At 60.7% G+C, this 19,637-nt stretch carries 22 protein-coding genes; 11 read left to right on the top strand and 11 right to left on the bottom strand.

Going from position 1 to position 19,637, the window contains the following annotated elements:
* Position 1: 1 nt before the first annotated feature.
* From ptsN to CGA22_RS10040, 8 genes are all read right to left on the bottom strand, one after another.
* On the bottom strand, positions 2-466 hold the full coding sequence (gene ptsN, locus CGA22_RS10075; protein WP_041020872.1) for a PTS IIA-like nitrogen regulatory protein PtsN: 465 nt from the start codon (positions 464-466) through the stop codon (positions 2-4).
* Positions 467-478: 12 nt separating this feature from the next.
* Positions 479-787 (bottom strand): ribosome hibernation-promoting factor, HPF/YfiA family, encoded by a 309-nt coding sequence (gene hpf, locus CGA22_RS10070; protein ID WP_003178005.1) that lies wholly within the window; start codon positions 785-787, stop codon positions 479-481.
* Positions 788-863: 76 nt separating this feature from the next.
* On the bottom strand, positions 864-2,360 hold the full coding sequence (locus tag CGA22_RS10065; RefSeq protein ID WP_041020871.1) for an RNA polymerase factor sigma-54: 1,497 nt from the start codon (positions 2,358-2,360) through the stop codon (positions 864-866).
* Positions 2,361-2,580: 220 nt separating this feature from the next.
* Positions 2,581-3,306 (bottom strand): LPS export ABC transporter ATP-binding protein, encoded by a 726-nt coding sequence (gene lptB, locus CGA22_RS10060; RefSeq protein ID WP_041020870.1) that lies wholly within the window; start codon positions 3,304-3,306, stop codon positions 2,581-2,583.
* Complete coding sequence (gene lptA / locus CGA22_RS10055) at positions 3,306-3,851, bottom strand: lipopolysaccharide transport periplasmic protein LptA (protein WP_041020869.1); 546 nt, start codon at positions 3,849-3,851, stop codon at positions 3,306-3,308. Before lptA ends, lptB begins: the two co-directional genes overlap by 1 nt.
* A complete protein-coding gene (lptC, locus tag CGA22_RS10050; RefSeq protein WP_041020868.1) occupies positions 3,838-4,410 on the bottom strand; it encodes an LPS export ABC transporter periplasmic protein LptC in 573 nt (190 codons plus the stop codon). The genes lptA and lptC overlap by 14 nt, the downstream gene beginning before the upstream one ends.
* Positions 4,411-4,417: 7 nt before the next feature.
* Positions 4,418-4,942 carry a KdsC family phosphatase gene (locus CGA22_RS10045; protein ID WP_041020867.1) on the bottom strand — a complete coding sequence of 175 codons (525 nt, stop codon included), beginning with the start codon at positions 4,940-4,942 and terminating at the stop codon, positions 4,418-4,420.
* Positions 4,943-5,917 (bottom strand): KpsF/GutQ family sugar-phosphate isomerase, encoded by a 975-nt coding sequence (locus CGA22_RS10040; RefSeq protein ID WP_041020866.1) that lies wholly within the window; start codon positions 5,915-5,917, stop codon positions 4,943-4,945.
* Between the two features lie 274 nt (positions 5,918-6,191).
* Between CGA22_RS10040 and CGA22_RS10035 the strand changes: the two genes are divergently transcribed.
* From CGA22_RS10035 to hisC, 10 genes are all read left to right on the top strand, one after another.
* On the top strand, positions 6,192-7,001 hold the full coding sequence (locus CGA22_RS10035; RefSeq protein WP_041020865.1) for an ATP-binding cassette domain-containing protein: 810 nt from the start codon (positions 6,192-6,194) through the stop codon (positions 6,999-7,001).
* A complete protein-coding gene (mlaE, locus tag CGA22_RS10030) occupies positions 7,001-7,798 on the top strand; it encodes a lipid asymmetry maintenance ABC transporter permease subunit MlaE (RefSeq protein ID WP_041020864.1) in 798 nt (265 codons plus the stop codon). Before CGA22_RS10035 ends, mlaE begins: the two co-directional genes overlap by 1 nt.
* Positions 7,798-8,265 carry an outer membrane lipid asymmetry maintenance protein MlaD gene (mlaD, locus tag CGA22_RS10025; protein ID WP_041020863.1) on the top strand — a complete coding sequence of 156 codons (468 nt, stop codon included), beginning with the start codon at positions 7,798-7,800 and terminating at the stop codon, positions 8,263-8,265. The genes mlaE and mlaD overlap by 1 nt, the downstream gene beginning before the upstream one ends.
* Before the next feature lie 11 nt (positions 8,266-8,276).
* Positions 8,277-8,930, top strand: coding sequence for a phospholipid-binding protein MlaC (locus tag CGA22_RS10020; RefSeq protein WP_041020862.1), 654 nt, complete (start codon positions 8,277-8,279; stop codon positions 8,928-8,930).
* 8 nt (positions 8,931-8,938) lie between these two features.
* Positions 8,939-9,244, top strand: coding sequence for a lipid asymmetry maintenance protein MlaB (locus CGA22_RS10015; RefSeq protein WP_041020878.1), 306 nt, complete (start codon positions 8,939-8,941; stop codon positions 9,242-9,244).
* Positions 9,245-9,359: 115 nt separating this feature from the next.
* The gene (locus CGA22_RS10010) at positions 9,360-9,599 is read left to right on the top strand and encodes a BolA family protein (RefSeq protein WP_041020861.1); all 240 of its coding nucleotides are present in this window, start codon (positions 9,360-9,362) and stop codon (positions 9,597-9,599) included.
* Between the two features lie 22 nt (positions 9,600-9,621).
* A complete protein-coding gene (gene murA / locus CGA22_RS10005; RefSeq protein ID WP_041020860.1) occupies positions 9,622-10,887 on the top strand; it encodes a UDP-N-acetylglucosamine 1-carboxyvinyltransferase in 1,266 nt (421 codons plus the stop codon).
* 124 nt (positions 10,888-11,011) lie between these two features.
* Positions 11,012-11,647, top strand: coding sequence for an ATP phosphoribosyltransferase (gene hisG, locus CGA22_RS10000; protein ID WP_041020859.1), 636 nt, complete (start codon positions 11,012-11,014; stop codon positions 11,645-11,647).
* Between the two features lie 123 nt (positions 11,648-11,770).
* Positions 11,771-13,108, top strand: coding sequence for a histidinol dehydrogenase (hisD, locus tag CGA22_RS09995; RefSeq protein WP_041020858.1), 1,338 nt, complete (start codon positions 11,771-11,773; stop codon positions 13,106-13,108).
* Between the two features lies 1 nt (position 13,109).
* Complete coding sequence (gene hisC, locus CGA22_RS09990; RefSeq protein WP_041020857.1) at positions 13,110-14,162, top strand: histidinol-phosphate transaminase; 1,053 nt, start codon at positions 13,110-13,112, stop codon at positions 14,160-14,162.
* A gap of 278 nt (positions 14,163-14,440) precedes the next feature.
* Here the strand turns inward: hisC and CGA22_RS09985 are convergent, their stop codons facing one another.
* From CGA22_RS09985 to algW, 3 genes are all read right to left on the bottom strand, one after another.
* A complete protein-coding gene (locus CGA22_RS09985) occupies positions 14,441-15,160 on the bottom strand; it encodes a DUF4198 domain-containing protein (RefSeq protein WP_041020856.1) in 720 nt (239 codons plus the stop codon).
* Between the two features lie 14 nt (positions 15,161-15,174).
* Positions 15,175-17,280 (bottom strand): TonB-dependent siderophore receptor, encoded by a 2,106-nt coding sequence (locus tag CGA22_RS09980; protein ID WP_041020855.1) that lies wholly within the window; start codon positions 17,278-17,280, stop codon positions 15,175-15,177.
* 122 nt (positions 17,281-17,402) lie between these two features.
* Positions 17,403-18,563, bottom strand: coding sequence for a Do family serine endopeptidase AlgW (algW, locus tag CGA22_RS09975; RefSeq protein ID WP_041020854.1), 1,161 nt, complete (start codon positions 18,561-18,563; stop codon positions 17,403-17,405).
* A gap of 104 nt (positions 18,564-18,667) precedes the next feature.
* Here algW and CGA22_RS09970 point away from each other — a divergent pair, with 104 nt between their 5' ends.
* On the top strand, positions 18,668-19,426 hold the full coding sequence (locus CGA22_RS09970; protein WP_041020853.1) for a Nif3-like dinuclear metal center hexameric protein: 759 nt from the start codon (positions 18,668-18,670) through the stop codon (positions 19,424-19,426).
* Positions 19,427-19,637: the final 211 nt, after the last annotated feature.

Below are 19,637 nucleotides of genomic sequence, written 5' to 3'. Positions count from 1 at the left end.
ATTAATGACCGTTCTGCTCGTCCAGGACTACCTGATACAAGGCTTGGTTACTCGATGCGCTGCGCAGTTTTTCGCGCACTTCCTTGCGGTCCAGCATGCTGGCGATCTGGCGCAGCAGCTCAAGATGCGCATCGGTCGCCGCTTCCGGAACCAGCAATACGAACAGCAGGTCGACCGGTGCGCCGTCGATGGCGTCGAAATCTATGGCGGCTTCAAGGTGCAGCAGCGCGCTGATGGGCGTGGTGCATCCCTTGAGGCGACAGTGGGGAATGGCGATGCCGTTGCCAAAACCGGTGGAACCGAGTTTTTCACGGGCAACCAGGGCCTCGAAGACATCCTGCATTTCCAGATCCGGTACTTCGCGGTGGATCAGGTTGGCAATTTGTTCGAGGGCTTTCTTTTTACTGCCGCCCGGCGCGTTCACCATGGAACGGCCGGGGGTCAGGATGGTTTCTAGTCGGATCATGGATTGGGGGGGTTAACGACCGGTAGCACCCTGGAGGAGGCTCTGGGTCTTTTCCTTATGCTTTTTGAGTTGGCGATCCAGCTTGTCGGTCAGCAGGTCAATCGCGGCATACATGTCTGTGTGCTCCGCATTGGCAACCACCTCTCCGCCGGGAATATGCAACGTGGCTTCGATTTTCTGCAGCAGCTTCTCGACGTTCATCGTGACCTGCACATTGGTGATCTTGTCGAAATGCCTTTCCAATCGGTCGAGTTTTTCGCCGATGTAGGTACGCAGGGGTTCGGTCACTTCCAGTTGGTGTCCACTGATGTTGACTTGCATACAGCTTCTCCTTCGTTGCCAGTGCATAAAGCGGCAGGCAGAAATGCCTGCCACTGGAACGCTGTGGCGTGGCCTGTTACATCAACCGCTTGCGTTCACTCGAAGGCGCGATCCCGAGGGATTCGCGGTACTTGGCGACGGTACGGCGGGCCACCTGAATGCCTTGTGCCTCCAGTAAACCAGCGATCTTGCTGTCACTCAACGGCTTTTTCTGATTTTCCGCAGCCACCAGTTTCTTGATGATCGCGCGGATGGCCGTGGAAGAGCATTCGCCGCCTTCGGAGGTGCTGACGTGGCTGGAGAAAAAATATTTCAATTCGTAGATACCCCGTGGGGTATGCATGAATTTCTGTGTGGTCACCCGGGAAATTGTCGATTCGTGCATGCCCACTGCCTCGGCAATGTCGTGCAGGACCAACGGCTTCATCGCTTCGTCGCCATAGTCCAGGAAGCCGCGTTGATGCTCGACGATCTGGGTGGCGACCTTCATCAGGGTTTCGTTGCGGCTCTGCAGGCTCTTGATGAACCAGCGCGCTTCTTGCAACTGATTGCGCATGAAGGTGTTGTCGGCACTGGTATCGGCGCGTCTTACAAAGCCGGCGTACTGGGCGTTGACCCGTAGCTTGGGTACCGATTCCTGGTTCAGCTCCACCAGCCAGCGATCATTGTGCTTGCGCACGATCACATCGGGAACCACGTATTCGGGCTCGGTGGCCTCGATCTGTGAGCCTGGGCGCGGGTTGAGGCTCTGGACCAGTTCGATCACCTGGCGCAGTTCATCTTCCTTGAGCTTCATGCGCCGCATCAACTGGCTGTAGTCGCGGCCGCCCAGCAGGTCGATATAGTCGGTGACCAGTCGCTTGGCCTCGGCCAGCCATGGCGTCTTGGCGGGCAACTGGCGCAGTTGCAGCAGCAGGCACTCACCCAGGTTGCGGGCGCCGATACCGGCCGGTTCGAACTGCTGGATACGGTGCAGGACGGCTTCGATCTCGTCCAGTTCGATGTCCAGCTCCGGATCGAAGGCTTCGAGGATTTCCTCGAGGGTCTCGTCCAGGTAGCCCTGGTTGTTGATGCAGTCGATCAGGGTCACGGCGATCAGGCGATCGGTGTCGGACATCGGCGCCAGGTTCAGTTGCCACAGCAAATGGCTTTGCAGGCTTTCGCCGGCAGAGGTGCGGGTGGTGAAATCCCACTCGTCATCGTCGCTGCTCGGCAGACTGCTGGCGCTGGTCTGGTAGACGTCTTCCCAAGCCGTGTCCACAGGCAGGTCGTTGGGGATGCGTTCGTTCCATTCGCCATCCTCGAGGTTATCCACCGTCGGGGCGGATTCCTCCTGATAGGACGGTTCCTGGATCTCGGTATTGGGTTTCTGCTCGACGTTGTCGGCCAGTGGGTCGGTGTTGTCGAAGTCGTCGCCTTCTTCCTGGCGTTCGAGCATCGGGTTGGATTCCAGGGCCTCCTGGATTTCCTGTTGCAGGTCCAGGGTCGACAATTGGAGCAAGCGGATGGCCTGTTGCAGCTGCGGCGTCATCGTCAGCTGCTGGCCCATTCTCAAGACTAGCGATGGTTTCATGGCAGGGGCTTAACACCTTATTCGCCGGCGCACATGCGCCATCCACTACAAGGGCGCCGAAGCGCCAAACCTTAAGCAAATTATATGCCTGAAACTGAAGTGTTTGCCTAGGGGTAGCTCTCAATTAGTTTCCCGATAATAGGGGATTCACTGAGAGCGCCCCAAGGCGGTGCCTGGGTTAAACCGGCGCCGCCGGGACAACTTGCCAGACACTTCGCGCTTACAGGCGGAACTCATGGCCCAGATACACTTCCTTGACCAGTTCGTTGGCCAGGATGGTGGCGGAGTCACCTTCGGCGATCAATTGACCGTCATTGACGATGTAGGCTGTTTCACAGATGTCCAGCGTCTCGCGTACGTTGTGGTCGGTGATCAGTACGCCGATCCCCTTGGCCTTGAGATGGTGGATGATCTGCTTGATGTCACCCACCGAAATCGGGTCCACGCCGGCGAACGGTTCGTCGAGCAGGATGAACTTCGGTGCGGTGGCCAGGGCACGGGCAATTTCCACCCGACGCCGTTCGCCACCGGACAGGCTCATGCCCAGGTTGTCGCGGATGTGGCTGATGTGGAATTCCTGCAGCAGGCTTTCCAGCTCCTGGCGACGACCGGCCTTGTCGAGTTCCTTGCGGGTTTCGAGGATCGCCATGATGTTGTCGGCGACCGACAGTTTGCGGAAGATCGACGCTTCTTGTGGCAGATAGCCGATGCCGGCCTTTGCCCGGCCATGCATCGGCTGGTGGCTGACGTCCAGGTCGTCGATCAGGACGCGGCCCTGATCGGCCTGGACCAGGCCGACGATCATGTAGAAGCAGGTGGTCTTGCCCGCGCCGTTGGGGCCGAGCAGGCCGACGATCTGCCCGCTGTCGATGGACAGACTGACATCGCGCACGACCTGACGGCCCTTGTAGCTCTTGGCCAGGTGCTGAGCTTTCAGAGTTGCCATTACTGGGGCCTTTGCTCGGTTTTCTTTTTCGGCTGGATGACCATGTCGATCCGTGGGCGTTGCTCGGTCACCTTGTTGCCGGTGGCGCGACCGGCGCTGGCGAGTTTCTTGTTCGTGTCGTAGACGATTTTTTCGCCCTGGGTGACGTTGTTGTCCTTGTCGATGACCTTGGCGCGATCGATCAGCACGACGCGGTCCTGGGAGGCGTGATACTGGATGGTCACGCCGTAACCCTGCACCGGCTTGGTGTCACCAGCCGTTTGCAACTGCTCGAAATAAGCCAGGTTGCCCACCGAGGTCACCACGTCGATATCGCCGGATTGGGTGCGGGTAATGGTCACGGTGTTGCCGGTGACCTTCATCGAGCCCTGGGTGATGATCACGTCGCCCTTGTAAGTGGCGATGCCGTTCTTGTCGTCCAATTGGGCGTCGTCGGCCTGGATGCGGATAGGCTGGTCACGGTCATTGGGAAGGGACCAGGCGCTCGCGCTTCCCAGTGCTGCGCCCAGACTGAGCAAAATAGGGAGGGTTTTAGCGAGCTTCATACTGTCCTCTTACGTTCGATAGCAGGTGTATCCTGCTTTCCTTCAGATACGCCTTCATTCCCGTGCCGGTCGATACACCACCGGCGCCGTCGATTCTAACGGGTTGCTCGGTCTGCGCATATTGTTGCTGCGGGAACACGGTCATGCGAGTGCTGGTGATGATGGTTGTGCGATTTTTCTCATCGGTCCGCGCGACGCGTACCGAGTCGATCAGTTCCACTTCGGTGCCGCCGGAATTGACTTCGGCGCGTTTGCTCTGCACGTGCCACGGGAATTCAGTGCCGCGGAACATGTTCAGGTCCGGATTGGCGACCAAGGTGATGTCGGTGGCCTTGACGTGATCGACCTTGTCGGACGTCATCTCGTACTGCACCTTGCCGTCGGGCAGGTATTGCAGTGTATGCGTGTTGGTCGCATACCAGTCGATATCGTTTGCCTCGACCTGGACGGCGGGACGGTCGAGAAAGCGTTCGGGGCTGATGTTCCAGTAGCCCACTGCCGCGAAAATCGCCGCGATGCACGCGAACAGCAGGATGGTGCGAATCTTCTTGCTCAGCATAAATGGCTCACAGGTACGCGGCGTTCGCCGCTTCGAGGCGGCCCTGGGCGCGCAGGATCAGTTCGCAGAATTCACGGGCCGCGCCTTCGCCGCCTCGCGCGGTGGTGACGCCATGGGCGTGCTCGCGTACGAAGCCGGCCGCATTGGCCACTGCCATACCCAGGCCAACCCGGCGGATCACCGGCAGGTCCGGCAGGTCGTCACCCAGGTAGGCGACCTGTTCATAGCTTAGGTTGAGTTGGCCCAGGAGTTCGTCCAGGACCACCAGTTTATCCTCGCGCCCCTGATAAAGGTGGGGAATACCGAGATTCTTCGCGCGCCGCTCGACCACCGGGGTCTTGCGGCCGCTGATGATAGCGGTCTGCACACCAGCGGCCATCAGCATCTTGATGCCCTGGCCGTCGAGGGTATTGAAGGTCTTGAACTCGCTGCCGTCCTCGAGGAAATACAGGCGTCCATCGGTCAGCACGCCGTCCACGTCGAACACGGCCAGCTTGATGGTTTTACCGCGTTGTAGCAGATCTGCGTTCATTTACATGACTCCCGCACGCAGCAAGTCGTGCATGTTCAGGGCGCCCACGGGGCGGTCTTCGGCGTCGACCACCACCAGGGCGCTGATCTTGTGGTCTTCCATGATTTTCAGGGCTTCGGCGGCGAGCATTTCTGCGCGGGCCGTCTTGCCGTGGGGCGTCATGACCTGCTCGATGGTGGTGCTGTGCACATCGATGGTGCGGTCCAGGGTGCGACGCAGGTCGCCGTCGGTGAAGATCCCGGCGAGCTTGCCGTCGGCCTCGAGAACCACCGTCATGCCCAGGCCCTTGCGGGTCATCTCCATGAGCGCGTCCTTGAGCAGCGTGCCGCGTTGCACCTGTGGCAACTCTTCACCGGCGTGCATCACGTTTTCCACCTTCAGCAGCAGGCGGCGGCCCAGAGCGCCACCGGGGTGGGAGAAGGCGAAATCTTCCGCGGTGAAGCCCCTGGCCTCCAGCAGGGCCACGGCCAGGGCGTCGCCCATGACCAGGGCAGCAGTGGTGGACGAAGTCGGGGCCAGGTTCAGCGGACAGGCTTCGTGCTCGACGTGAACATTGAGGTTGACTTCAGCGGCCTTGGCCAGCGGCGAGTCCGGGTTGCCGGTGAGGCTGATCAGCCGGATGCCCAGGCGCTTGATCAGCGGCAGCAGTGTAATGATTTCATTGGTGGAACCGGAGTTGGACAGCGCCAGGATGATGTCGTCCCGGGTGATCATGCCCATGTCACCGTGGCTGGCTTCGGCCGGGTGGACGAAGAATGCCGTGGTGCCCGTGCTGGCCAGGGTTGCGGCGATCTTGTTGCCGACGTGCCCGGACTTGCCCATGCCGACCACGACGACGCGGCCTTTGCTGGTCAGAATCATCTCGCAGGCGCGTACGAAATCAGCGTCGATGCGGGGCAGCAAACCTTGCACGGCTTCGAGCTCGAGGCGGATGGTACGTTGTGCCGATTGAATCAGATCGCTGGATTGGCTCATGTCAGAAATCGTATAGCCCGATGAAAAGGCGGCGATTATAGCGGCAATGAACAATTCCCTCACGCTAGTTCGTCATGCTTCGTGCAAACACCCGCCTGCTTTGAAATAAAATGCCCTCATTTACCTTAAGCGAGGCTTAACCGGTCAGGGGTGGGCCTTGGGCGCGTGGCCGTTGCAGTGATATAGTTCGCCGCCGGTCCGGATGCCCGGCGGTACCGACGTTTATCGGTTGGCCCGGGCATTCGGATATGAGGCTGCATCGCAAGGAGTTTAGATGAGTGCCGACAACGCCTACGCGGTCGAGCTGAAGGGGCTGTCCTTCAAGCGAGGGACGCGCAGCATTTTCAATGACATCGATATTCGCATTCCACGCGGCAAGGTGACCGGCATCATGGGGCCTTCCGGGTGCGGCAAGACCACGCTGCTGCGCCTGATGGGCGCACAGTTGCGTCCCAGTGCCGGTGAAGTCTGGGTCAATGGCCAGAACCTCCCCAAGCTGTCGCGCAGCGACCTGTTCGATGCGCGCAAGCACATGGGCGTGCTGTTCCAGAGCGGCGCACTGTTCACCGATCTCGATGTGTTCGAGAACGTGGCGTTCCCGCTGCGGGTCCATACCGACCTGCCGGAGGAGATGATCCGCGACATCGTCCTGCTCAAATTGCAGGCGGTCGGGCTGCGTGGCGCCCTCGATCTGATGCCGGACGAGCTGTCCGGCGGCATGAAGCGCCGGGTCGCACTGGCGCGGGCGATTGCCCTCGATCCGAAAATCCTCATGTACGACGAGCCCTTCGTCGGACAGGACCCGATCGCCATGGGTGTGTTGGTGCGCCTGATCCGCCTGCTCAACGATGCACTGGGCATCACCAGCATCGTGGTGTCCCACGACCTGGCCGAAACCGCCAGCATCGCGGACTACATCTATGTGGTTGGCGATGGCCAGGTATTGGGACAGGGTACGCCCCAGGAGTTGAAGGCTTCGGACAACCCGCGCATTCGCCAATTCATGAAGGGTGATCCGGACGGTCCGGTGGCGTTCCATTTTCCGGCCACGGATTACCGTACCGATCTGCTGGGGAAGCGCTGATGCGCAAGAAATCATTGATAGAAAGAATTCGCCTGTTCGGCCGTTCCGGCATCGACGTGCTGGCGGTGCTGGGCCGCTCCACGCTGTTCCTGGCCCATGCCTTGCTTGGTCGCAACTCCACGGGCGGCGGTTTTGGCCTGCTGGTCAAGCAGCTGCATTCGGTGGGGGTGATGTCCCTGGTGATCATCGTGGTGTCCGGGATCTTCATCGGCATGGTGCTAGCGCTGCAGGGTTTCAATATCCTGTCCAGCTACGGTTCGGAGCAGGCGGTCGGGCAGATGGTCTCGCTGACGCTGTTGCGTGAACTCGGTCCGGTGGTGACCGCATTGCTGTTCGCCGGGCGTGCCGGTTCGGCGCTGACGGCCGAAATCGGTAACATGAAGTCCACCGAGCAACTGTCCAGCCTGGAAATGATCGGTGTGGACCCGCTCAAGTACATTATTGCCCCGCGCCTGTGGGCCGGCTTCATTTCCCTGCCGGTGCTGGCGATCATCTTCAGCGTCGTCGGGATCTGGGGTGGTTCATGGGTGGCCGTCGACTGGCTGGGTGTCTATGACGGTTCCTACTGGTCCAACATGCAGAACAGTGTCGACTTCCTCGATGATGTGCTCAACGGCGTCATCAAGAGTGCCGTGTTCGCGTTCGTGGTGACCTGGATCGCCGTGTTTCAAGGCTATGACTGCGAGCCCACGTCTGAGGGGATCAGCCGTGCCACAACCAAGACCGTGGTATACGCCTCGCTGGCGGTCCTGGGCCTTGACTTTATTCTGACCGCCTTGATGTTTGGAGATTTCTGATGCAAAACCGCACCCTGGAAATCGGTGTCGGCCTTTTCCTGCTGGCCGGCATCCTGGCTTTGCTGCTGCTGGCCCTGCGCGTCAGCGGCCTGGCGCCGACCGCGAATACCGATACTTATAAACTTTATGCTTATTTTGACAATATCGCCGGTTTGACGGTCAGAGCCAAGGTGACCATGGCCGGTGTCACCATCGGCAAGGTCACGGCAATCGATCTGGACCGCGACAGTTTCACCGGACGGGTGACGCTGCAGTTGGAAAAGCGCGTGGACAACCTGCCGACTGATTCCACTGCATCTATCCTTACGGCGGGTCTGCTGGGCGAGAAATACATCGGTATCAGCGTGGGCGGGGAAGAAACCCTGCTCAAGGACGGTGGAACCATCCATGACACCCAGTCGTCGCTGGTGCTCGAGGACCTGATCGGGAAATTCCTGCTCAATACCGTGAGCAAAGACGCCAAATGAGGAGCTTTTCGATGATCTCTATCTTGCGACGCAGCCTGTTGGTCCTGCTGGCAGCCCTGCCGCTGATGACCAATGCCCTGGCGGCGCCTTCCGCGCACGACATCATCCAGGACACCACGACCCGCTTGCTGGCTGACCTTGCCGCCAACAAGGAGAAATACAAGCAGGATCCGGGCGCATTCTATGACGCGTTGAACGGCATTGTCGGTCCGGTGGTGGATGCCGATGGCATCTCCCGCAGCATCATGACGGTCAAGTACTCGCGCAAGGCCACCCCTGCGCAGATGACTCGCTTCCAGGAAAACTTCAAGCGCAGCCTGATGCAGTTCTACGGCAACGCCTTGCTCGAATACAACAACCAGGGCATCACCGTTGGGCCGGCCAAGGATGAAAGCGGTACCCGTACCAGCGTCGACATGCAGGTCAAGGGTAACAATGGTGCGATCTATCCGGTTTCCTACACGCTTGAACAGTTGAACGGCGAGTGGAAGGTGCGCAACGTGATCATCAACGGCATCAACATCGGCAAGTTGTTCCGCGACCAGTTCGCCGATGCGATGCAGCGCAATGGCAATGACCTGGACAAGACCATCGATGGCTGGGCTGGCGAAGTCGCCAAGGCCAAGGAAGTGACCGAGCAAGCCAAAGAGAAGCAGGAACAATGATCGAGTCGGTGAGTGAGTCGGCCATTCGTCTGGGCGAGGCCGGCGAGTTGTTGCTCAGCGGTGTGCTGGACTACCGCACCGGTCCTGACCTGCGCAAGCAGGGTCAGGCGCTGATCAAGTCCGTCAGTGCGGCCGAGCTGGTCATTGACTGCTCGGCGGTGCAGAAATCCAGCAGCGTCGGCTTGTCGCTGCTGCTGTGCTTCATGCGGGACGCCAAGGCGGCCGGCAAAACGTGGAGCATCCGTGGGATGCCCGAAGACATGCGCGAAATAGCCCAGGTCAGTGAACTGACCGAGCTGTTGGTGCAATCCTGACCCACATCGCCGGAAAAGTCCCCCCGTCAGAGTCCTGCTACGCGGGGTTCGCAGGCGCGGGGCTTTTTTGTATGATGTGCGACCCGCGCGCACAGGGCGCCGATTGAGGTTGAGCATGCAGGCTGTAGAAGTGAAGAGCTTCCTTGAAGGAAAGCTGCCTGGTACGAAGGTGGAAGTTGAAGGCGAAGGCTGCAACTTCCAGCTGAACGTGATCAGCGATGAACTGGTGGCGTTGAGCCCAGTGAAGCGTCAGCAGAGCATCTATGCCCATTTGAACCCATGGATTGCCGATGGCAGCATCCACGCGGTCACGATGAAATTTTTCAGCAGCGCGGCCTGGGCCGAGCGCACCTGAGCCCTAGGGCGTCGAGATTCTTATGGATAAACTGATTATTACCGGCGGCGTTCGTCTTGATGGCGAAATCCGTATTTCCGGGGCAAAGAACTCCGCCCTGCCGATCCTGGCCGCGACCCTGCTGTGCGATGGCCCGGTAACCGTGGCCAACCTGCCGCACCTGCATGACATCACCACGATGATCGAGCTGTTCGGCCGCATGGGCATCGAGCCTGTCATCGACGAGAAGCTCAGCGTCGAAATCGATCCACGCACCATCAAGACCCTGGTCGCTCCGTATGAGCTGGTGAAAACCATGCGTGCGTCGATCCTGGTGCTGGGTCCGATGGTTGCCCGTTTCGGTGAAGCCGAAGTCGCATTGCCTGGCGGTTGCGCCATTGGCTCGCGTCCGGTGGACCTGCACATCCGTGGCCTGGAAGCCATGGGCGCGGTCATCGACGTCGAAGGCGGCTACATCAAGGCCAAGGCACCCGAAGGCGGCCTGCGTGGCGCGCATTTCTTCTTCGACACCGTCAGCGTGACCGGTACCGAGAACATCATGATGGCCGCTGCACTGGCCAAGGGCCGTAGCGTGCTGCAGAACGCTGCTCGCGAACCTGAAGTGGTGGACCTGGCGAACTTCCTGATCGCCATGGGCGCCAAGATCAGTGGTGCCGGTACCGACACCATCACCATCGATGGCGTCGAGCGCCTGCATTCGGCTACTTACAAAGTAATGCCGGACCGGATCGAAACCGGTACCTACCTGGTCGCTGCCGCCGTCACCGGCGGTCGCGTCAAGGTCAAGGACACCGATCCGACCATCCTTGAAGCCGTCCTGGAGAAACTCAAGGAAGCCGGTGCCGAAGTCACCTGCGGCGAAGACTGGATCGAGGTGAACATGCACGGCAAGCGGCCCAAGGCCGTCAATGTGCGGACCGCGCCATATCCGGCGTTCCCGACGGACATGCAGGCTCAGTTCATCTCCCTCAACGCCATTGCCGAAGGCACCGGCGCGGTGATCGAGACGATCTTCGAAAACCGTTTCATGCACGTCTACGAACTGCACCGCATGGGCGCCAAGATCCAAGTTGAAGGCAACACCGCCATCGTCACCGGCACCGAGAAGCTCAAGGGCGCTCCAGTGATGGCCACCGACCTGCGGGCCTCGGCCAGCCTGGTGATTTCGGCCCTGATTGCCGAAGGCGATACTCTGATCGACCGCATCTACCACATCGACCGTGGCTATGAGTGCATCGAAGAAAAACTGCAGATGCTCGGCGCCAAGATCCGCCGCGTACCGGGCTAGTTCCGGCTGCATGGCACAAGGATGTGCCTGGATTTCGTTTCAAATCGAGGGTGGTCCACCCTCGATGTGTGTCCGGCGCCGCTTGCGTCCGGGCATAGTACCTTGATAAGGACTGACGTTTCCCATGTTGACCATCGCACTGTCCAAGGGCCGCATCCTTGACGATACCCTGCCGCTTCTGGCTGAAGCGGGCATCGTGCCGACCGAGAATCCGGACAAGAGCCGCAAGCTGATCATCCCCACGACCCAGGCCGATGTGCGCCTGCTGATCGTGCGTGCCACCGATGTGCCAACTTACGTTGAACATGGCGCCGCCGACCTCGGCGTTGCCGGTAAGGATGTGCTGATGGAATACGGCGGCCAGGGCTTGTATGAGCCCCTGGACCTGCGGATTGCCCGATGCAAACTGATGACCGCCGGCAAGGTCGGCGCGCCGGAGCCCAAGGGGCGCCTGCGGGTGGCGACCAAGTTCGTCAACATTGCCAAGCGTTACTATGCCGAGCAGGGTCGCCAGGTCGATATCATCAAGTTGTACGGTTCGATGGAGCTGGCGCCGCTGATCGGCCTGGCGGACAAGATCATCGACGTTGTCGACACCGGTAATACCCTCCGGGCCAACGGCCTGGAACCCCAGGATTTCATCGCGGACATCACCTCCCGGCTGATCGTCAACAAGGCATCGATGAAAATGCAGCACGCCCGCATCCAGGCTTTAATCGACACCCTGCGCAAGGCAGTGGAATCTCGACACCACGGCTGATACACCCGCGCGACCTTTGGTTGCGCCCGTCTATCCGCGTCATAGCCAATTTTCTCAGGTGCCCACGCGAATGGACTGGTAGCTTAGGGCGCCTGAGCATTTGCCATTAATGAGGCCCTCGCTATGACCGCTCCCACCTCGATTCGCCGACTCAATGCTGCCGATCCGGATTTCGCACATCATCTGGATCATCTGCTGAGCTGGGAAAGTGTGTCTGACGACTCGGTCAATCAGCGGGTGCTGGACATTATCAAGGCCGTGCGCGAGCGTGGCGATGCGGCCCTGGTGGAATTCACCCAGAAATTCGACGGCCTGCAAGCGGCGTCCATGGCCGACCTGATTCTGCCGCGCGAGCGCCTGGAGCTGGCCCTGACCCGGATCACCGTGCCCCAGCGCGAAGCCCTGGAAAAAGCCGCCTCCCGGGTGCGCAGCTATCACGAAAAACAGAAACAGGACTCCTGGAGCTACACCGAAGCCGACGGCACGGTGCTGGGCCAGAAGGTGACGCCGCTGGACCGCGCCGGCCTGTACGTGCCGGGCGGCAAGGCGTCCTATCCCTCCTCGGTGCTGATGAATGCCATCCCGGCCAAGGTTGCCGGCGTAACTGAAGTGGTCATGGTCGTGCCAACCCCCCGGGGTGAAATCAACGAACTAGTGCTGGCCGCTGCCTGCATCGCTGGCGTGGACCGGGTGTTCACCATCGGCGGTGCCCAGGCCGTGGCGGCATTGGCCTATGGCACCGAAAGCGTGCCGAGGGTCGACAAGGTGGTCGGGCCGGGCAACATCTATGTCGCCACCGCCAAGCGCCACGTGTTCGGCCAGGTCGGTATCGACATGATCGCCGGCCCTTCGGAGATCCTCGTGGTATGCGACGGCCAGACCGACCCGGACTGGATTGCCATGGACCTGTTCTCCCAGGCTGAGCACGACGAAGACGCCCAGGCGATCCTGGTCAGCCCGGATGCTGACTTCCTCGACAAGGTCGCGGCCAGTATCGATAAGCTGTTGCCAACCATGGAACGTGCCGAAATCATCAACACCTCGATCAATGGCCGTGGGGCGCTGATCCAGGTCGATGACATGGAGCAGGCAATCGAGGTCGCCAACCGCATCGCGCCGGAGCACCTGGAGTTGTCGGTTGCCGATCCGCAGGCCTGGTTGCCGCAGATCCGTCATGCCGGTGCGATCTTTATGGGCCGCCACACCAGCGAGGCCCTGGGGGACTACTGTGCAGGGCCCAACCACGTGTTGCCGACTTCCGGCACCGCACGTTTCTCGTCGCCGCTGGGGGTGTATGACTTCCAGAAACGTTCGTCGATCATCTTCTGCTCCGAGCAGGGCGCATCCGAACTGGGCAAGACCGCTTCGGTACTGGCCCGTGGCGAATCGCTGAGCGCTCACGCCCGCAGCGCCGAGTATCGAATTCTTGATGAGTCTTCCATTGACGGGCAGGGAAATTGAAATGAGTAAATTCTGGAGCCCGTTCGTCAAGAACCTGGTGCCCTATGTGCCGGGCGAACAACCGAAACTGACCCGCCTGGTCAAGCTCAACACCAACGAGAACCCCTACGGCCCATCGCCCAAGGCCCTCGCGGCGATGCAGACCGAACTTAACGACAACCTGCGTTTGTACCCGGACCCCAACAGCGATTTGCTGAAGAGCGCCGTGGCCCGCTACTACGGCGTGCAGGCCAACCAGGTGTTCCTCGGTAACGGTTCGGATGAAGTGCTGGCGCACATTTTTCACGGCCTGCTGCAACACGACCAGCCGATCCTGTTCCCGGACATCAGCTACAGCTTCTATCCGGTGTATTGCGGGCTGTATGGCATCCCGTTCGATGCGGTGCCTTTGGACGCGCAGTTCAGGATCGACCCGGCGGACTATGCCAAGCCGAACGGCGGGATCATTTTCCCCAACCCGAACGCCCCGACCGGCTGCCTGCTGGCGCTGGACGCGGTGGAGCAGATGCTCAAGGCCAGCCCGGATTCGGTGGTGGTGGTCGATGAAGCCTATATCGACTTCGGTGGCGAGACGGCCATCAGCCTGGTGGACCGCTATCCGAACCTGCTGGTCACCCAGACCTTGTCCAAGTCCCGCTCGCTGGCGGGGTTGCGGGTGGGCTTGGCGGTGGGCCATCCGGACCTGATCGAAGCGCTGGAGCGGATCAAGAACAGCTTCAACTCCTACCCGCTGGATCGCCTGGCAAACGTGGGCGGCGCGGCGGCGTTCGACGACCGCGAGTACTTCCAGGAGACCTGCCGGCTGGTCATCGAGCACCGCGAGTGGGTGGTGGCGCAGCTGGAGGCCAAGGGTTTTGAGGTGTTGCCTTCGGCGGCCAACTTCATCTTCGCCCGTCACCCCCGGCATGATGCGGCGGGATTGGCGGCGAAGCTGAGAGAACAGGGCGTGATCGTGCGGCACTTCAAACAGGAGCGGATTGCCCAGTTCCTGCGGATCAGCATTGGCACACCGGAGCAGAACCAGGCGCTGATCGACGCCCTGGGCGAGCTCTAAAGCTCTGCGCTGAACTGTAGGAGTCCTCTGTGGGAGCAAGGCTTGCCCGCGATGGCGATGGGTCAGTGACTCAAATGTCGACTGATTCGGCGCTATCGCGGGCAAGCCTTGCTCCCACGGTGGTTTCCGGCGTTCACGGAATTGGCGTTTCATCGCGGGGCCCCTGTGGGAGCGGGCTTGCCCGCGAATGCGGTCTGACATTCAAAATGACTATCGACTGACACTACGCTATCGCGAGCAGGCTCGCTCCCACAGGAGTGTTCTGCGTGTTCAGGGCCTCATTCGTGATGCGGCTCGCCAAGGAATGTCAGCGAAGTAAATACGCCACGGGTCGCCACGTCCTTGTCATCCTTGAGCGGGATTTCCATCTGCGCGGCGATGACGTTCAAGCCTTCATTGCGCACCAGCACCTGGGCCCGACCATCGGCATCGGTTTCCGTGGAGACGGTGTCCGGCGCGCTGCGGTAATCGCCCACCAGTTTTACCCCGGCCGCAGGCTTGCCATCCAGCAGGACCCGTACCGGCAGTGGCTGGCCGGGACCTACGGTCAGCGGGTCGACGTCCGGCAGGATCACGAACTTGATCGAGTCCAGCTTCGGCAGCTTCGCTCCGGGCTCATAGATGGCCAGGCTGTACTTGAAGGTATGGGTCGATTCGATCGCGCCGGGCACTTTGCTGCGACCTTCGTTGATCCACTTCTTGTCGACGGTCTGGGACCACATGCCATTGTCCAGCGCCACCGCGAGCACCGCCGGAGGCTTGAGCGGTTGCAGGCGCGCATGGTCGGGCAGGCGTTGCACCGTGACCGGGATCATCTTGCCGCCCCTATCATAGGCCCAGGCCCCGCTGATTTTCTGCGCCTTGAATGCATTGTCCTCGGCGCCGTGACCGTAGATCACTTCAATGTTGCCGCGCCGTTGTTCGGTCCACAAACCATGGGCCGAAGCTTGTGTCGCCAGGAACAGGCCGAGCAGGGCGAGAGTCTTGGGGTGTTTCATACCGGTTTTCCTTTTTATAGATCGAGGGTGAGACTGACGGTGAAGTTGCGCGGCTCGCCGGGATTGACCCAGTAGTTGCTGTAGGAGCGCTCGTAGTATTTTTCGTCGAAGACGTTGTTCAGGTTCAGGCCCACGGTGACCTGATCGCTGGCCTTGTAATGAGCCAGCAGATCCACGGTGTGGTAAGCCGGCAGCTCGAAATCCTTGCCCGCTTCGCCCGAGCGATCCCCCACGTAAGTGAACGCCGCGCCGACATCCGAGCCGCGCAGGCGTCCGTCCTGGAATTCATACACGCCCAGCAGACTGCCGCTGCGCTTGGCCACGCCGAGGATCCGGCTGCCGGTGGGGATGCTCTTGTCTCCCTGGGTCACTTCGGCATCGATGTAGGCAAAGGCTCCGATCACGCGGACGGCGTCGGTCAGTTGCCCGCTGACCTGCAGATCGAACCCCTGGCTACGAGCCTTGCCCATGGCGCGGCTGGTATTGCTGCCGGGATCCAGCGCCAGGACGTTTTCCTTCTCGATATGGAAGGCCGCCAGGGTGGTGCTCAGGCGATGGTCGAACAGCTCGCTCTTGATCCCGGCTTCATAGCCGACGCCTTCCTCCGGGTCGAAGGTCTTGCCGTCGGCATCTAGGCCGTTGTTGGGTTTGAACGAGGTGGAGGCGTTGGCGAACAGTCCGACTTCAGGCGTCAGTTGGTACAGCAGGCCGGCCCGTTGCGTCAGGGCATCGTGACGCTGGCGGCTGGTGAGCTGGGTGGTGTGATCATCGATGCTTTGCTCGAAATGCTCGTAGCGCACGCCGAGCATGCCTCGCAGTTTGTCGGTGAAGATGATCTGGTCCTGAAGATTCAACGCACGGCTTTGGACATGCTCGAAGAAATCCGTGCCGGTGCGCAGCCCGTTGGGTTTGGGCTGGCCATAAATGGGCTGATAGATGTCGATGGGGTAGGTGCCGCCGTTGATGGTGGTGACGCGCTCGTTCTTGCGGTAATCCTCGTATTCGCTGCCGATCAGCAGTTCGTGCTGCCACGGCCCCAAATCGAACAGGCCACGCAGTTCCAACTGGGTGATGCTGTCGTGCCAGTCGTTGTCGCGTTCGCGGTAACGGCGGTTGACGGTGCGGCCATCGGCATTCAACGGACGTGCTTCAGAGGCGAAGCCCCAGAGTTCGCCTTGTTTGTAATGACTGGCCAGGCGCAGTTGCCAGGTGTCGTTGAGCTGGTGCTCGAGGGCGGCCTGGAGCATGTTGTTGTGGTTGTCGATGTCACCGTCGTTGGGTTCGCCCAGGAAGGTCGAGCGGGACATGCCGCTCCAGCGATTACCTGGTGCGACGATGCCCCGGTCGAACGTCGAGCTGTGGCGCACGATTTCACTCTCCACCAACAGGCGTGTGTCGGGACTCAGTTGCCAACTGATCGAGGGCGCCACGAATACCCGCTGGCTGTCGACGTGATCGCGAAAGCTGTGATTGTCCTCCACCGCCAGGTTCACCCTCGACAACAAGGTGCCTTCGGCGTCCAGTGGCGTGTTGACGTCCAGCGCGGTGCGATAGCGGTCCCAACTGCCGGCGCTGGTCTGCAGGGTGGTGAAGGCTTCGGGCTGGGGTTTCTTGGTGACGATGTTGACCGTGCCTCCTGGATCGCCTCGCCCATAGAGGCTGGCCGCCGGCCCCTTCAATACCTCGATGCGTTCGATGTTGGCGGCGTCCGGCGTGCTCGGGTAGCCGCGGTTGGCGCTGAAGCCGTCTTTGTAGAACTCCGACGTCGTGAAGCCGCGTACGCTGTACTCGTAGAGCGTCAGGCCGCCGAAGTTGTTCTGTTTCGATACACCGCCGGCAAACTCCAGTGCGCGTTCGACGCTGGGGCTGCCCAGGTCCTTGAGAACGTCAGCCGGGATTACGCTGATGGATTGAGGAATGTCCCGCAGGGCCGTGTCGGTTTTGGTCGCGCTGGCGGAGCGGGTGGCGCGATAACCTTTCACCGGCCCGGTGGGGGATTCGTAGTCGGTCGTGACGCTGATGGCGTCCAGTTCCAGGGGCTGGGTTTCCTCGGCAAAGGCCGGGTCGCCCAGCAGACCCAAGGCCAGGCTGGCGAGGGAAATCCGTTTTAGGGATGACATGTTATGTTGTTCCAATTGTTTAATTGAAACAATATAACACTACTAATGAGAATTTATGCTATCTGTGCTTCTCATTAAATTTTCAGACAGTCAGGCTTTTTTGGCGAGGGAATCTGAGCCGGTTACTGCTCTTCCTTGACCGCTATCGGCGCGGGCGGTGGGCGCAGGCCGATTTCGGCGGTGAGCTTGAGCTCCTTGCCATTGCGCATCACCTGAATGGTGACTTTGTCGGTGGGTTTGATTCGCGCGACCTGGTTCATCGAGCGACGGCCATCGCCGGCCGGTTCGCCGTCGATGCTCAAGATCACATCACCCAGTTGCAGACCGGCCTTCTGGGCCGGGCCATCGCGGAAAATCCCCGCCACCACGATGCCAGGCCGGCCGGACAAACCGAAGGACTCTGCCAGCTCCTGGGTCAGCGGTTGCACTTCGATGCCCAGCCAACCACGAATCACCTGGCCATGCTCGATGATGGATTTCATCACTTCCATCGCCAGTTTCACCGGGATGGCGAAACCGATGCCCTGGCTGCCGCCGGACTTGGAGAAGATCGCCGTGTTGATCCCGGTGAGGTTGCCGTTGGCATCCACCAGCGCGCCGCCAGAGTTGCCGGGGTTGATCGCGGCATCGGTCTGGATGAAGTCTTCGTAGTTGTTCAACCCCAACTGGTTACGCCCGGTGGCACTGATGATGCCCATGGTCACGGTCTGGCCGACACCGAAGGGGTTACCAATGGCGAGGGCGACGTCACCGATGCGGATGCTGTCGGAGCGACCGATAGTGATGGCCGGCAGATTCTTGAGGTCGATCTTCAGTACCGCGAGGTCGGTTTCCGGGTCGCTGCCGATCACCCGGGCCAGGGTCTCGCGGCCATCCTTGAGGGCTACCACGATCTGGTCGGCACCGCTGGTGACGTGGTTGTTGGTCAGCAGGTAGCCTTCGGGGCTCATGATCACGCCCGACCCCAGGCTCGATTCCATGCGTTTCTGCTTGGGCGAGTTGTCGCCGAAGAAGCGTCGGAATTGCGGATCCTCGAACAGCGGATGGCTGGGCTTGTTGATGACTTTGGTGGTGTACAGATTGACCACGGCCGGCGCGGCGATGGTCACGGCGTCGGCATAGGACACCGGCCCCTGCAACAATGCCTTGCTCTGTGGCGCCTGCTGCAGATTGACATCGAGGCTCGGCAGGCCGACCCATTCGGGGTAACGCTGGATAATCAGTAGTGCGACAAGCACGCCGGCCAACAGCGGCCAGCCGGAAAAACGCAGCGCCTTGAGCATCTATCACGTCCTACAAAAGTTGCAGGCGGAATGAGACCGCCCATAATGTCGCGCATTATACGAGGCCGCGCGCGCCTCGGAACGGGATATTTAGGAGTCTTTTCATGGCCGTAGCCCTGAGCACCCTGGTTGAAGAAGCGGACCGTTACCTGGCAAGCAGCCGGATTGCCGATTACTGCCCCAACGGCCTGCAGGTCGAAGGCGCGCCCCAGGTGATGCGCATCGTCAGCGGGGTGACCGCCAGCCAGGCATTGCTCGACGCGGCGGTGGAAGCCGAGGCCGACCTGGTGCTGGTGCATCACGGTTACTTCTGGAAGGGCGAGAACCCTTGCATCACAGGCATGAAGCAGCGTCGCCTGAAAACCCTGCTCAAGCACGATATCAGCCTGCTGGCCTACCATTTGCCGCTGGACCTGCACCCCGAGGTCGGCAATAACGCGCAACTGGCCCGCCAACTGGACATCACCGTCGAAGGGCCGCTGGACCCGGAAAATCCCAAGATCGTCGGCTTGGTCGGCTCCTTGTCCGAGCCGATGACGCCTCGGGATTTCGCCCGCAAGGTCCAGGAAGTCATGGGCCGCGAGCCGTTGTTGATCGAAGGGGAGCAGATGATCCGCCGGGTCGGCTGGTGCACCGGCGGCGGCCAGGGCTATATCGATCAGGCGGTGACGGCCGGGGTCGACCTGTACCTCAGTGGCGAGGCATCGGAACAGACCTTCCACAGCGCCCGGGAAAACGGCATCAGCTTCATTGCCGCCGGCCATCATGCGACCGAACGCTATGGTGTACAGGCGCTGGGCGATTACCTGGCGCGACGCTTTGCCCTGGAACACATCTTCATCGATTGCCCGAATCCGATTTGAGGCAATTGGGAGCCCTTGTGGGAGCGAGCCTGCTCGCGATAGCGGTGGCCCAGTCTGCATCTTCGCTAGCTGATCCATCGCAATCGCGAGCAGGCTCGCTCCCACAAAGGGTATTGCGATGGCCGAACCACCGGGCATATCCATATGCTGTTTCGATCTAGTTGGCGCCCTGATTAGAAGAGGTCGCTGTGCTAGGATTCTTCGCTCGAAC

The sequence above is a fragment of the Pseudomonas sp. PSB18 genome (genome assembly GCF_014596565.1).
Taxonomy (GTDB): Bacteria; Pseudomonadota; Gammaproteobacteria; order Pseudomonadales; family Pseudomonadaceae; genus Aquipseudomonas.
This window is presented reverse-complemented; position numbering and strand designations above follow the sequence as displayed.